Source organism: Streptomyces sp. NPDC005962 (genome assembly GCF_040629205.1).
Classification (GTDB): domain Bacteria; phylum Actinomycetota; class Actinomycetes; order Streptomycetales; family Streptomycetaceae; genus Streptomyces.
This window is the reverse complement of sequence record NZ_JBEXVE010000003.1, coordinates 239,058-252,239: the sequence shown is the minus strand read 5'-3', so window position 1 is coordinate 252,239 and position 13,182 is coordinate 239,058. Positions and strand designations below refer to the sequence as shown.

At 69.0% G+C, this 13,182-nt stretch carries 10 protein-coding genes; 1 reads left to right on the top strand and 9 read right to left on the bottom strand.

Annotated features, from left to right (window positions below; genetic code table 11):
* Positions 1-44: 44 nt before the first annotated feature.
* From mrdA to ABZ370_RS07260, 9 genes are all read right to left on the bottom strand, one after another.
* A complete protein-coding gene (gene mrdA / locus ABZ370_RS07300; RefSeq protein ID WP_358617708.1) occupies positions 45-2,192 on the bottom strand; it encodes a penicillin-binding protein 2 in 2,148 nt (715 codons plus the stop codon).
* A gap of 43 nt (positions 2,193-2,235) precedes the next feature.
* Positions 2,236-2,955: a rod shape-determining protein MreD gene (gene mreD, locus ABZ370_RS07295; protein ID WP_358618345.1), complete on the bottom strand. Its 720-nt coding sequence runs from the start codon at positions 2,953-2,955 to the stop codon at positions 2,236-2,238.
* Positions 2,956-2,961: 6 nt separating this feature from the next.
* A complete protein-coding gene (gene mreC, locus ABZ370_RS07290; RefSeq protein ID WP_358617706.1) occupies positions 2,962-3,903 on the bottom strand; it encodes a rod shape-determining protein MreC in 942 nt (313 codons plus the stop codon).
* A 152-nt stretch (positions 3,904-4,055) separates the two neighbouring features.
* Complete coding sequence (locus ABZ370_RS07285) at positions 4,056-5,075, bottom strand: rod shape-determining protein (protein ID WP_358618343.1); 1,020 nt, start codon at positions 5,073-5,075, stop codon at positions 4,056-4,058.
* A gap of 307 nt (positions 5,076-5,382) precedes the next feature.
* The gene (gene ndk, locus ABZ370_RS07280; protein ID WP_358617704.1) at positions 5,383-5,796 is read right to left on the bottom strand and encodes a nucleoside-diphosphate kinase; all 414 of its coding nucleotides are present in this window, start codon (positions 5,794-5,796) and stop codon (positions 5,383-5,385) included.
* A gap of 88 nt (positions 5,797-5,884) precedes the next feature.
* Entirely contained in the window at positions 5,885-6,238 is a 354-nt protein-coding gene (locus tag ABZ370_RS07275; RefSeq protein WP_358617702.1) for a DUF4233 domain-containing protein, read from the bottom strand.
* Between the two features lies 1 nt (position 6,239).
* Positions 6,240-7,760 carry a folylpolyglutamate synthase/dihydrofolate synthase family protein gene (locus tag ABZ370_RS07270; protein ID WP_358617699.1) on the bottom strand — a complete coding sequence of 507 codons (1,521 nt, stop codon included), beginning with the start codon at positions 7,758-7,760 and terminating at the stop codon, positions 6,240-6,242.
* A 66-nt stretch (positions 7,761-7,826) separates the two neighbouring features.
* Entirely contained in the window at positions 7,827-9,290 is a 1,464-nt protein-coding gene (locus tag ABZ370_RS07265; RefSeq protein WP_358617696.1) for a penicillin-binding protein 2, read from the bottom strand.
* A gap of 189 nt (positions 9,291-9,479) precedes the next feature.
* Positions 9,480-12,113 carry a valine--tRNA ligase gene (locus ABZ370_RS07260; protein WP_358617693.1) on the bottom strand — a complete coding sequence of 878 codons (2,634 nt, stop codon included), beginning with the start codon at positions 12,111-12,113 and terminating at the stop codon, positions 9,480-9,482.
* A 120-nt stretch (positions 12,114-12,233) separates the two neighbouring features.
* Between ABZ370_RS07260 and ABZ370_RS07255 the strand changes: the two genes are divergently transcribed.
* Positions 12,234-13,166: a hypothetical protein gene (locus ABZ370_RS07255; RefSeq protein WP_358617690.1), complete on the top strand. Its 933-nt coding sequence runs from the start codon at positions 12,234-12,236 to the stop codon at positions 13,164-13,166.
* The last annotated feature ends 16 nt before the right edge of the window (positions 13,167-13,182 follow it).

Below are 13,182 nucleotides of genomic sequence, written 5' to 3'. Positions count from 1 at the left end.
CTCGGGGGTGAAGCGGGGGACGGAGTAGCCGTGGGTCGACGCGCTCACCGCCGCGCACCTCCCCGCCGCTTGGTGTCGCCCAGCAGGGCGAGCGGCTTGCCCACCGGCTGGGCCTCGATCGAGCCGTCGGAGGAGATCTTGGGGAGGTTGGCCTGCGGCGCGGGCAGCAGCGCCTTCTTCTTGTCGATCCCGCCCTTGCCGTCGACCCCGTACAGCGCGTTGTAGATCTTGCGCACGGCCGGGCCCGAGGCGCCGGAGCCGGTGCCGCCCTGCGAGATCGTCATCACGACCGAGTAGTCCTTGGTGTACGTCGCGAACCAGGAGGTGGTCTGCTTGCCGTAGACCTCGGCGGTACCGGTCTTGGCGTGCATCGGGATCTTGTCCTGCGGCCAGCCCTGGAACCGCCAGGCGGCGGTGCCCCGGGTGGCGACGCCCGCGAGCGCCTGGTCGATCTGGTCGCGCGTCTGGCCCTTCATCGGCAGCTTGCCGTGGGACTTGGGCTCGATCTCCTGGATGTGCTTGCCGTCCGGGCTGACGATCGCCTTGCCGACGGTCGGGTCGTAGAGCGTGCCGCCGTTGCTGATCGCCCCGTAGATGGTGGCCATCTGCATCGGGGTGACGAGGGTGTCGCCCTGGCCGATCGAGTAGTTGACGGAGTCACCGGCGCGCATCTTCATGCCTTCGAGGCAGTTCTCGTAGGAAAGCCGCTCGGTGTAGCTGCCGTTCTTCTTGCCGGTCTTGCACCAGGCGTCCTTGTTGGCCTTCCAGAAGTCCTTCTTCCACTGGCGGTCCGGGACCCGGCCGCTGACCTCGTTGGGGAGGTCGATGCCGGTCTTCTTGGCCAGGCCGAACTGATGGGCGGTCTTGTAGAACCAGTCGCCCGGGTTCTTCTTGGGCTTGTTGCCGCCGTCCTTCTTCCACTGCTCGTAGGCGAGGCGGTAGAAGACGGTGTCGCAGGAGACCTCCAGCGCGCGGCCGAGGCTGATCCCGCCGTGGCTCTCGGACTCGAAGTTCTTGAAGACCTGGCCGCCGATGTTGAACGAGCTGGAGCAGGTGTACGGGCCGTCGAAGGAGTACCCGGCGTTGACCGCGGCGGTCGTCGGGATCACCTTGAAGATCGAGCCGGGGGCCGCCTGGCCCTGGATCGCCCGGTTCAGCAGCGGGTAGTTGCTGTCCTTGCCGGTGAGCTTCTTGTAGTCCTTGCCGGAGATGCCGCCGACCCAGGCGTTGGGGTCATACGCCGGGTTGGACGCCATCGCCACCACCCGGCCGGTCTTGGCCTCCATGACCACGACCGAGCCCGAGTCCGCCTTGTACTTCGTGCCGGTGTTCCGGTCGTACTGCTTGCGGGCGTCCTTCATCGCCTGGTCCAGCTCCTTCTCCGCGACCGCCTGGACGCGTGAGTCGAGGCTGGTGACGACGTTGTCGCCGGGCCGGGCCCGCTGGCTCTCCCGCTGGCCGATCACGCGGCCGAGGTTGTCGACCTCGTAGCGGGTCACCCCGGCCTTGCCGCGCAGCTTGCTGTCGTACTCGTTCTCCAGCCCGTTGGAGCCGACCTGGTCGGAGCGGAGCAGCGGCGACTTGGTGTGCTCGGCCTTCTTGATCTGCTCGTCGGTGACCGGCGAGAGGTAGCCGAGGACCTGGGCGGCGTTGGAACCGGCCGGCGCGGCGTAGCGGCGTACGGCGGTGGGCTCGGCGCTGATCCCGGGGAAGTCCTCTTCGCGCTCGCGGATCTGGAGCGCCTGCTTGGCGCTGGCCTCGTCGGTGATCGGGATGGGCTGGTACGGGGAGCCGTTCCAGCAGGGCTGCGGGGTCTCGGCGTCACAGAGCCGGACCTTGTCCTTGACGTCCTTGGCCTTCAGGTGGAGGACGTCCGCGAGCCGGGTGAGGACGGCCTCGCCGTCGTCCGGCTCCTTCATCAGCGCGGTGCGGCTGGCGGAGACCACGAGCCGGGTCTCGTTGTCGGCCAGCGGCACCCCGCGGGCGTCCAGTATCGAGCCGCGGACGGCCGGGTGGACGACCTGCTGGACGTGGTTGTTGGCGGCCTTCTCGGTGTATTCGTCGCCGTTGCGGATCTGCAGGTACCACAGGCGTCCGCCGAGGGTGAGCAGCAGCGAGAAGACGATGATCTGGATGGCGACGAGGCGGACGGTGACCCGGGGAGTCCGGCCGGTCTCCGGGATATTGCTCATGGCGCTCCGTTGAGGGCAGCTGCGGTCGGCGGGAAGGCGGTGCTCACAGGCGCTTGACCCCCTTGAGCTTGACGCGGCCGTTCTTGATGCGGCCGGTCCGCTTCGTCGCCTTCGTCAGCAGGCCACCGCCCTGGCCGCCGAACCGGGCGGCCCGGCCGGGGCGGAACCGGCTCATCCGGCCGGACCGGACGCTGCCCGCCGAGGTGAGCCAGCGGGCACCGCTCTCGGTGCCGGTGCCGCCGGAGCTGTCGGCCATCCGGTCGTTCTCCCCGCGTCTGGCCAGCCCTATGATCAGCGGCACCGCGAAGGGGGCCAGCAGCAGGTCGTACAGGGCGGCCGTGAACAGCAGCTGGCCCAGGCCCACATGGCGGGCCGCGTCGTCGCCGACGAGGATGCCGACTCCCGCGTACAGCAGCGTGGCGCCGATGGCCGCCGCGACGACCACCACCATCGGCCCGGTGGCCGACCGGAGCTGGCCGGAATCGGGCTTGGCGAGCCCGACCAGATAGCCGATGACGCACAGCACCAGGGCGTAGCGCCCGGCGGCGTGGTCGGCGGGCGGGGCGAGGTCGGCGAGCAGACCGGCGCCGAAGCCGACCAGGGCGCCGCCGGTGTGGCCGTAGACCAGCGCGAGGCCGAGGACGACGAGCAGCAGCAGATCGGGGACGGCGCCGGGGAGCTGCAGCCGGGCGAGGACGCAGATCTGGATGACGAGGGCGACGACGACGAGAACGGTGGACAGGAGGACACGGTTGAGGCGCAGCATCGGTCAGCTCCTGTTGGCCGGGTTCGTAGCAGTGGCGGAGGGGGTGGCCGTGACGGTGACCGTGGGCGCCGGCTTGGGCTTCGCGGGCTTGGGCGGCAGCACGGTGTCGCGCGGGTTGGAGCGCGGCGGCTGGACGACCACGCCGACGATGTCCAGCCTGCTGAAGCGGACGTAGGGGCGTACCTGGAGGGTGCGGGTGAGGTCGCCGCCGGTGGGGTCGACGCGGACCACCTTGCCGACCGGGACGCCGGGCACGAACGGCTTGTCGGCCTGGGAGCCGAAGGTGACCAGCCGGTCGCCCTTCTTGATCTTCGCCTTGCCGTTGAGGAGCTGGACGTGCAGGGAGCGGTCGCCGCGGCCGGTGGCAAAGCCCAGCTCGCTGGACTTCTCCATCCGGGTGCCCACGGTGAAGTCGGGGTCGATGGCGAGCAGCACGGTGGAGGTGGAGGGGCCGACCGTGGTGACCCGGCCGACGAGTCCGTCGCCGTTGATGACGGTCTGGTCGCGCTGGATGCCGTCGTCGCTGCCGACGTCGAGGGTGACGGTCCAGGAGAAGCCCTGGGCGGCGCCGATGCCGATGACCTCGGCGCCCTTGATGCCGTACTGACCGGCGCCGGCGACCTTGCGCAGCTTGTCGAGTTCGACGGAACGGGCGCTGTTGCGGTCGTCGCTGCCGAGCCGCTGCCTGAGTCTGGTGTTCTCCTGCTCCAGTTGGCTGATGCGATCGTGCCGCGCGTCGGAGTCCCGGACGGCGGCGACGGCGTTGCCGACCGGATCGACGGCGCTCGCGACGCCGCCCTCCACCGGACCGAAGGCGGAGGCGGCGGCCTGACGGGCGCCGTCGAGGGGCGATTCCTCGCCGCCGCGGATGTCCACCGTGATCAGTGCGAACGCGATGGCGATCAGCAGCACCAGGAGCAGCCGGCTCTCTCGTGTGTCCCTCACGTGCGGCGACGTGCCTTCCTCGTCGAAGTCGGACCGGTCCCGATCTCGTTGTGGCCGTCCGGTCCTTAAGGAGCCTTATGCCTGTATATCAGCGGATCTGCCGATGCGCCGTACGGGCGACATACCGCCCGCACGGCCGATCCGCCTGGTTGTCATCTGCGCGGCTGGGCGTCCAGCACCTGCTGGAGCGCCTCGAATTCCTCCACGCACTTGCCGGAGCCGAGGGCGACCGAATCCAGCGGGTCCTCGGCGATGTGGATGGGCATACCGGTCTCCTGGCGCAGCCGCTCGTCGAGGCCGCGGAGCAGCGCGCCGCCGCCGGTGAGCACGATGCCGCGGTCCATGACGTCGCCGGACAGCTCGGGCGGGCACTTGTCGAGCGTGGTCTTGACCGCGTCGACGATGGAGTTGACCGGCTCCTCCATGGCCTTGCGGACCTCGGCGGCGGAGATCACGACGGTCTTGGGGAGCCCGCTGACCAGGTCACGGCCGCGGATCTCGGTGTGCTCCTCTTCCTCGCTCTCGAACGCCGAACCGATTGTGATCTTGATGTTCTCGGCGGTGCGCTCGCCAAGGAGGAGGCTGTACTCCTTCTTGATGTGCTGGATGATCGCGTTGTCCAGCTCGTCACCGGCGACCCGGATGGACTGGGCGGTGACGATGCCGCCGAGCGAGATGACGGCGACCTCGGTGGTGCCGCCACCGATGTCCACCACCATGTTGCCGGTGGCCTCGTGGACCGGGAGGCCGGAACCGATGGCCGCGGCCATGGGCTCTTCGATGATGTGCACCTGGCGGGCGCCCGCCTGCGTGGACGCCTCGATGACCGCGCGGCGCTCTACTCCGGTGATTCCGGACGGAACGCACACGACCACCCGAGGACGGGCCAGATAGCGGCGCTTATGGATCTTCAGAATGAAGTACCGCAGCATCCGCTCGGTGATCTCGAAGTCGGCGATAACGCCGTCCTTGAGCGGACGCACGGCGACGATGTTGCCAGGGGTGCGGCCGATCATCTTCTTTGCCTCGGCGCCCACGGCGAGAATTCCGCCGGTGTTGGTGTTGATGGCGACGACGGATGGCTCGTTGAGGACGATCCCGCGGCCCCTGACGTACACCAGCGTGTTGGCGGTCCCGAGGTCGACAGCCATGTCACGGCCGATGAACGACATGTTGTTCCCCATGAGGATACGTCAGGCCTTCCCTGCTGGAGCGATTGCTTGCTTGAGGTCGGCAGGATTGGTGCGCTGCGAGGCGCGGAAGCTTCATCGTAGTCACGCCCGCGCGAACACGCTGCGGGGGTCCTCCGCCATTGTCAGCAGAACACGAGCCCGCCCCCTCTAATGGTGACGTCGTGTCGCGGAGATGCGTTCCCCCGATCGGCTCGCATATGCCAAGAGGCGGCCGAGAAATTCGACCGCCCCCAGGTCAGCAGGGGTGTGACCAGCTGATGATCGATCAGACCGAGATCAGGTCGGATCAGGCGAGACCGGGAAAGAAAATCTTGATTTCCCGCTCGGCCGACTCTTCGGAGTCCGAGCCATGGATCAGATTTTCCCGAACGATGGTGCCGAAATCGCCACGGATGGAACCGGGCGCCGCGGCGATCGGGTCGGTCGGACCGGCCAGCGCACGGACGCCTTCGATCACGCGCTCGCCCTCGACGACCAGCGCAACGGCCGGCCCGGAGGACATGAACTCCACCAGGGGCTCATAAAAGGGCTTGCCGACATGCTCGGCGTAGTGCTGCTCCAGAAGCTCACGGCCCAGCTGGCGGAGCTCCAGGGCGGAGATCGTCCAGCCCGCCTTCTGCTCGATCCGGCCGAGAATCTCGCCCACCAGTCCACGTCGTACTGCGTCGGGCTTGAGAAGGACGAGCGTGCGCTGGCTCACGGTGCGGGCTCCTTAGGCGGTGACATAGAAGAAGTGGCATGCGGGTGAAGCTGTGCGGCTGAGGCTACATGGGTGATCGTCGGCCACGTCACGCAGCGTCAGGCGAGGGAGCGGAGGCCGCGGCGAACCGCTCCTTCGCCTGGTCCACCTTGCGGCCGAAGTGGACCGAGGCCCACCACAGCGCGGCGAAGACCACTCCGAGGATGAACATCGTGGTCACGACGAAGCCGCTCAGCACCAGCCCGATCTGGAGGGCCCAGCCGATCTGCACCGCTCCGGGACGGCTCAGCATGCCGCACAGCAGTACACACAGTGCCATGGCGATCCCGCAGACCGTCCACACGGTGCCCATCGACAGGCCGGACACCTTCATCGCGACCAGCCCGGCGAAGCCGATCACGAAGAACTCACCGATCAGAGTGGAGGCGCACAGCGTCCGCATTTCAGCCCTTTCCCAGAAGCAGCCGGGCCTCGCCGACCGTGATGACCGACCCGGTGACCAACACCCCCGCACCAGCGTATTCGCCCTCCTCCTCCGCGAGGGTGATCGCGGCCTCCAGGGCGTCGTCCAGCCGGGGCTCGACCTGCACGCGGTCGGAGCCGAACACCTCGACGGCGAGCCCGGCCAGCTCATCGGCGTCCATCGCGCGATGGCTGGAATTACTGGTCACCACGACATCGGCGAAAATCGGCTCAAAAGCCTCCAGCAGCCCACGAACGTCCTTGCCGTCGGTGGCCCCGACCACGCCGATCAGCCGACTGAAGTCGAACGCCTCGGTGACCGCCTCGGCCGCCGCCCGGGCGCCTCCGGGGTTGTGCGCGGCGTCCAGCACCACGGTCGGGCTGCGGCGCACCACCTCCATCCGGCCCGGAGAGCTGACGGCGGCGAAGGCGGAACGGATGCTGTCCAGGTCGAGCGGCCGGGCGTGCTGGGAGCCGACGCCGAAGAACGCCTCGACGGCGGCGAGCGCCACCGCCGCGTTGTGCGCCTGGTGGGCGCCGTGCAGCGGAAGGAAGATCTCGGGGTACTCGCCGCCGAGACCGCGCAGCGTCAGCAGCTGCCCGCCGACCGCGACCTCACGGGAGACCACCCCGAACTCCATGCCCTCGCGGGCCACCGTGGCATCCACCTCGACGGCGCGCTTGAGCATCACGGACGCGGCCTCCACGGGCTGCTGCGCGAGCACCACCGTGGCGTCCTGCTTCACTATCCCGGACTTCTCGACCGCGATCTCCTCCGGCGTGGTGCCGAGCCGGTCGGTGTGATCCAGGGAGATCGGCATGATCACCGCGACGTCCGCGTCGATCACATTGGTGGCGTCCCAGGTGCCGCCCATGCCGACCTCGACGACCGCGATGTCCACCGGCGCGTCCGCGAAGGCCGCGTAGGCCATGGCGGTGAGCACCTCGAAGAACGACAGCCGGTACTCCTGCCGGTCGTCGACCATCTGGATATACGGCGCGATGTCCTGGTACGTCTCGATGAAGCGCTCGGCGGAGATCGGCGCCCCGTCCAGGCTGATCCGCTCGGTGACGGACTGCACGTGGGGGCTCGTGTAGCGGCCGGTGCGCAGCTCGAAAGAGCCCAGCAACGCTTCGATCATGCGGGCGGTGCTGGTCTTGCCGTTCGTCCCGGTGATGTGGATCGAGGGATAGGCGCGCTGCGGTGAGCCGAGAATGTCCAGCAGCGCTTCGACGCGCACCAGCGAGGGGTCGAGCTTGGTCTCACCCCACCGGGTGGCCAGCTCCGACTCCACCTCGCGCAGCGCGCGGTCCACCTCGGGATCGGAAGGACGAGCCGGAATGCCATCGCCCTCCGGCGGGCCCGACTGCGCGCGCAGCGTCCGACTGCCGGCCTCGATCACCGCCAGGTCGGGGTCGCGCTCTGTCTCGGCTCCGACGATCTCGTCGAATTCATCCGATTCGTTCTGTTCATCCGGTTCGTTCTGGGGGCGCTCGCTCACGCCGACCAGTCTACGAGGGACCCCCGACAGGCCACGGAAGCGCCCACGCGGTCCCGGCCCCGCCCCTCAGGACGCCGCCCCGCCACCCAGGGCGGCGGACATCATCGACTTGGCGATCGGCCCGGCCAGACCGCCGCCGGAGATGTCCGCGCGCGGTGCGTCGCTGTCCTCGACCACCACCGCGACCGCGATCTTGTGGCCGCTGCCGTCATCCGCGTAACTCACGAACCACGCGAACGGATTACCGCTGTTGTTCTCGCCGTGCTGCGCGGTGCCGGTCTTGCCGCCGACCTCCATCCCGGGGATCTTCGCGTTGGTGCCCGTGCCCTTCTCCACGACCGTCCGCATCGCCGACCGCAGCTCCTGCGCCGTGGACTTCGACATCGCCTGGGTGAAGGCCTCCGGCTCGGTGCGGTCCAGCGCGCTCGCGTTCCCGTCCGTCGTGCGGTCAACCTCGTACGGCTTCATCAGCTTGCCGTCGTCCGCGATGGCCGAGGAGACCATCGCCATCTGGAGCGGCGTCGCGGTCACATCGAACTGACCCATACCGGTCAGCGCCGTCTGGGACTTGTCCATACCGCTCGGGTAGACGCTCTTCGCTGCGCGCACCGGGATGTCCAGCTTGGAGTCGTCGAAGCCCAGCTTCTTGGCCTCGGCGCCCAGCTTGGACTCGCCCAGGTCCACGGCCATCTTCGCGAAGACCGTATTGCACGAGTACTGCAGAGCCGTGCGTATCGTCGCGTTCTCGCAGGGCGCCGACGCGTTCTCGTTCTTCATGTCGGTGACCGTGCCCGGCAGCCGGTACGGGTTCGGGCTCTTGGTCGGCTCGTCCACCGACGAGTACACGCCGTCCTCCAGGGCGGCCGCCGCGACCACCAGCTTGAAGGCCGACCCCGGCGGATACGTCTGGCGCAGCGCCCGGTTCAGCATCGGCTGACCCTTGTCCTTGGTCAGCTTCAGCCACTCCTTCTGGTCCGAGGTACCGGACCCGGCGAAGTCGCCCGGGTTGTACGAAGGCGTGCTGGCCAGGGCGCGCACCGCGCCGGTATTCGGGTCGATCGCCACGGCCGCGCCGGTATTGTTCCCCAGCCCCTTGTAGGCGGCCTTCTGCACGGCGGGGTCGATCGTGGTCATCACGTCGCCCGGCTTGGACGGCTCCCTGACCAGCGCCTGGAGGGGGTTCTTCAGCCGGGTGTCGGTGCCGTCGAGCACGGACCGGTCGAGGGCCTCCAGCTGGTTGCTGCCGTACGACTGCGAGGCGTAGCCGGTGACCGGGGCGTAGACCTTGCCGTCGTGGTAGGTCCGCTTGAACTTCAGATCGCCGGTGGTCGCGCTGGAGCCGGTGAGGGACTTGCCACCGGCCATGATGTTGCCCAGCGGGTTGGCGTACTGGCTGATCGTGTTGCGTTCGTTGTGGGAGTTGTCCCGGAAGCCGGCGCCCTCCGCCAACTGGACATAGGTGACCCAGCCGAGCAGGGCCAGCACGAGCAGCAGGGAGAAGACGGACGCGCGGCGCAGGGGTTTGTTCATGGGAGGGGGGAGCTCCTTCCGGGACGTACGGGTGGATAACTCCCGGAAGACGGCCACGGGTTCCCGGTCAGGCGTACGGATGGTCTCCCGTAGGCCCGCTGTGGGACATCGCACACCGGCCCGGCAAGCCGGGAAGCGCCGAGCGCCCCCGCGCCGTGAGGGGCGGGAGCGCTCGGTACCGCTCGGAGGTCAGCCCTGGGGCAGGGACGCCAACTGCGCGGTGATCCTGGCGATGTCGGCCTCGGCGGTCGTCTGCCGGACGCGGATCTTCTCCACCACGTGGTCGGGCGCCTTGGCCAGGAACCCGTCGTTCGACAGCTTGGCCGTGGTCTGCGCCTTGTCCTTCTCGGCCGCGGCGAGGTCCTTGGCCAGCCGCTTGCGCTCGGCCTCGACGTCGATCGCGCCGGACAGGTCCAGGGCCACGGTCGCGCCCGCCACCGGCAGCGAGGCGGTGGCCGTGAAGCCCTCCCCGGCAGGCTGGAGGCGCAGCAGGGAGCGCATCGCGTCCTCGTGCACCGCGAGCGAGGTACCGGACAGCTCCAGCCGGGCCGGAACCTTCTGGCCGGGCTGAAGGCCCTGGTCGGCACGGAACCTGCGGACCTCGGTGACCACCTGCTGAAGGTTCTCGATCTCCCGCTCGGCGGCCTCGTCGCGGAAGCCGCTGTCCGTCGGCCAGTCGGCGATGACGACCGACTCCTGACCGGTGAGCGAGGTCCACAGCTTCTCGGTGACGAACGGGACCACCGGGTGCAGCAGCCGCAGCGTGACGTCGAGGACCTCACCGAGGACGCGCCGCGAGACGTCGGCCTCCGGGCCGCCCTTCTGGAAGGTCGTCTTGGACAGCTCGACGTACCAGTCGAAGACCTCGTCCCACGCGAAGTGGAAGAGCGTGTCCGAGAGCTTCGCGAACTGGTAGTCGTCGTAGAACGCGTCGACGTCCGCGACGACCTCGTTCAGCCGGGACAGAATCCAGCGGTCGGTGGCCGACAGCCGCTCGGGGGCGGGCAGTTCGCCCTCGACCGTCGCGCCGTTCATCAGCGCGAAGCGGGTGGCGTTCCAGATCTTGTTGGCGAAGTTGCGGGACGCCTGGACCCAGTCCTCGCCGATCGGCACGTCCACCCCGGGGTTGGCACCGCGGGCGAGGGTGAAGCGGACGGCGTCGGAGCCGTAGGTGTCCATCCAGTCCAGCGGATTGACCGCGTTCCCGAAGGACTTGGACATCTTCTTGCCGAACTGGTCGCGGACCATCCCGTGCAGGGCGATGGTGTGGAACGGCGGGGTGCCGTCCATCGCGTACAGGCCGAACATCATCATCCGGGCGACCCAGAAGAAGAGGATGTCGTAGCCGGTGACCAGCACCGAGTTCGGATAGAACTTCTCCAGGCTCTCGGTCCGCTCGGGCCAGCCGAGCGTGGAGAACGGCCACAGGCCGGAGGAGAACCAGGTGTCCAGGACGTCACTGTCCTGCGTCCAGCCCTCGCCGCTGGGCGGCTCCTCGTCCCCTCCGACGCAGACGACCTCGCCGTTCGGCCCGTACCAGACCGGGATGCGGTGGCCCCACCACAGCTGGCGCGAGATGCACCAGTCGTGGAGGTTGTCGACCCAGTCGAAGTAGCGCTTCGACATGTCCTCCGGGTGGATCTTGACCCGGCCGTCGCGGACGGCGTCGCCCGCCTCCTTGGCCAACGGGCCGACCTTGACCCACCACTGCATGGACAGCCGCGGCTCGATCGTGGTCTTGCAGCGCGAGCAGTGGCCCACGGAGTGGGCGTACGGGCGCTTCTCGGCGACGATCCGGCCCTCGGCGCGCAGCGCGCCGACGATGGCGCTGCGCGCCTCCAGCCGGTCGAGGCCTTGGAAGGGGCCGTGCGCGGTGATCACCGCGTGCTCGTCCATGACCGTGAGGTTCGGCAGGCCGTGGCGCTGCCCGATCTCGAAGTCGTTCGGGTCGTGGGCCGGGGTGACCTTGACCGCGCCGGTGCCGAACTCCGGGTCGACGTGCTCGTCGGCGACGACCGGGATGCGGCGGCCGGTGAGCGGCAGCTCGATCTCGGTGCCGACCAGGTGCCGGTAGCGCTCGTCGTCCGGGTGGACGGCGACCGCGGTGTCGCCGAGCATCGTCTCGGCGCGGGTCGTGGCGACGACGATCGCGCTGTCGCCCTCGCCGTACCGGATCGAGACCAGCTCGCCGTCGTCGTCCTGGTACTCCACCTCGATGTCGGAGATGGCCGTCAGGCATCGGGGGCACCAGTTGATGATGCGCTCGGCGCGGTAGATCAGCTCATCGTCGTAGAGTTTCTTGAAGATGGTCTGGACGGACTTGGACAGTCCCTCGTCCATCGTGAAGCGCTCGCGGTTCCAGGCGACGCCGTCGCCCAGCCGCCGCATCTGGCCGGAAATCTGCCCGCCGGACTCGTTCTTCCACTGCCACACGCGCTCGATGAACGCCTCGCGGCCCAGGTCGTGTCGGGAGACGCCCTCCTTGGCCAGCTCGCGCTCGACCACGTTCTGGGTGGCGATACCGGCGTGGTCCATGCCCGGCTGCCACAGCGTCTCGTAGCCCTGCATCCGCTTGCGGCGGGTGAGCGCGTCGATGATCGTGTGCTCGAAGGCGTGGCCCAGGTGGAGCGATCCGGTCACGTTGGGCGGCGGAATGACGATCGTGTACGGCTCCTTGCCGCTCTTCGCGTCCGCCTCGAAGTAACCGCGCTCTACCCAGCGCTCGTACAGCTGCCCCTCTACGTCGGCCGGTGCGTACTGGGTCGGCAGTTCAGGGTGGCTGTTCGGCCCGCTGTCGGGGCGCTGCTGAGAGTTCTCGGTCACCCCCGCAGTCTAAAGGGCCCCCGGACTCCGTTACGAACCCGTTGCGGCCCCGCCGCAACGCCGCCGACACGCGTCGGGAAGGATGTTCAGGACCTGTCATGCGCTTCTAGGAGAGGCACGATGAGCTATCAGCAGCCGCCGCCGCAGCCCGGTCCCTACGGGGCACAGCCGGGCCCCCACGGCGCCGGCCAGCCGCCAGTGCCGAATCCGTATGCCCAGCCCAGTGGCTACGGTCACCCGCAGCCCGGGCAGCAGGGCGGTTACGCGGGGCCCAATCCGTACGGCGGGGGCAGCCCGTACGGCGCCCCGGCGAACCCCTACGGCCAGCAGCCCCCGCAGCCCGGACAGCCGGGCCAGCCGGGGCAGCCCCCCCAGGGCTTCTACAGCGGTCAGCCGACGCCGCCGCCCGCCGCGCCCGGTGGCCGCGGCAAGGGCCGGACCGTCGGCATGGCGGTGGGTGCGCTGGTGGTCGTGGGCGCGCTGACGGCGGGCGCGTTCCTGCTGTTCGGCGGCGACAGCGGTCCGTACAAGCTCACCACCCCGAAGACGGTCGCCGAGGAGTACCAGCGCCAGGGCAACGGCACGGACGACGGCGATCTGTCTGCGTCGGGCAAGAAGGACCTCCAGCAGGTCCCGGTGGTCAAGGACCCGCACCTGGTGGCGGCCGACTACCAGACCGACGGCAAGGAGATGCTGAAGTTCACCGGTGTCTGGGGCGAGGTGACCGACCCCAACCGGGGCGCGGACCTCGCTCTGGCGGTCATCGTCAAGGCGCTCCAGGACAACGGCACCGCCCAGGCGAACGGAACGCCCCAGGAGTTCACGCCGGACGGCTTCGACGGGGACGTTCTGAAGTGCCAGTCCCTCAAGTTCACGTCGGATCAGGGAGCCATGGAGGCACCCGCCTGCGTCTGGGGCGACAAGAGCACTCTGGGCGTCGCGGTGCTGGCGGACCCGGCGGGGGCCGTGCTCGGCGGCAGCATGTCGCTGAAGGACGCCGCGGAGCTGACCGCCAAGGTGCGTGAGGACGCACGCGTCGAAATCGACAAATAGCTACAACAGCACAACC

Coding starts and splice junctions, on each gene's coding strand:
- ABZ370_RS07275 (WP_358617702.1), bottom strand. CDS start 6,238: ATGCGGACGCTGTGCGCCTCCACTCTGATCGGTGAGTTCTTCGTGATC.
- mrdA (WP_358617708.1), bottom strand. CDS start 2,192: ATGAGCAATATCCCGGAGACCGGCCGGACTCCCCGGGTCACCGTCCGC.
- ABZ370_RS07285 (WP_358618343.1), bottom strand. CDS start 5,075: ATGTCGTTCATCGGCCGTGACATGGCTGTCGACCTCGGGACCGCCAAC.
- ABZ370_RS07265 (WP_358617696.1), bottom strand. CDS start 9,290: ATGAACAAACCCCTGCGCCGCGCGTCCGTCTTCTCCCTGCTGCTCGTG.
- ABZ370_RS07255 (WP_358617690.1), top strand. CDS start 12,234: ATGAGCTATCAGCAGCCGCCGCCGCAGCCCGGTCCCTACGGGGCACAG.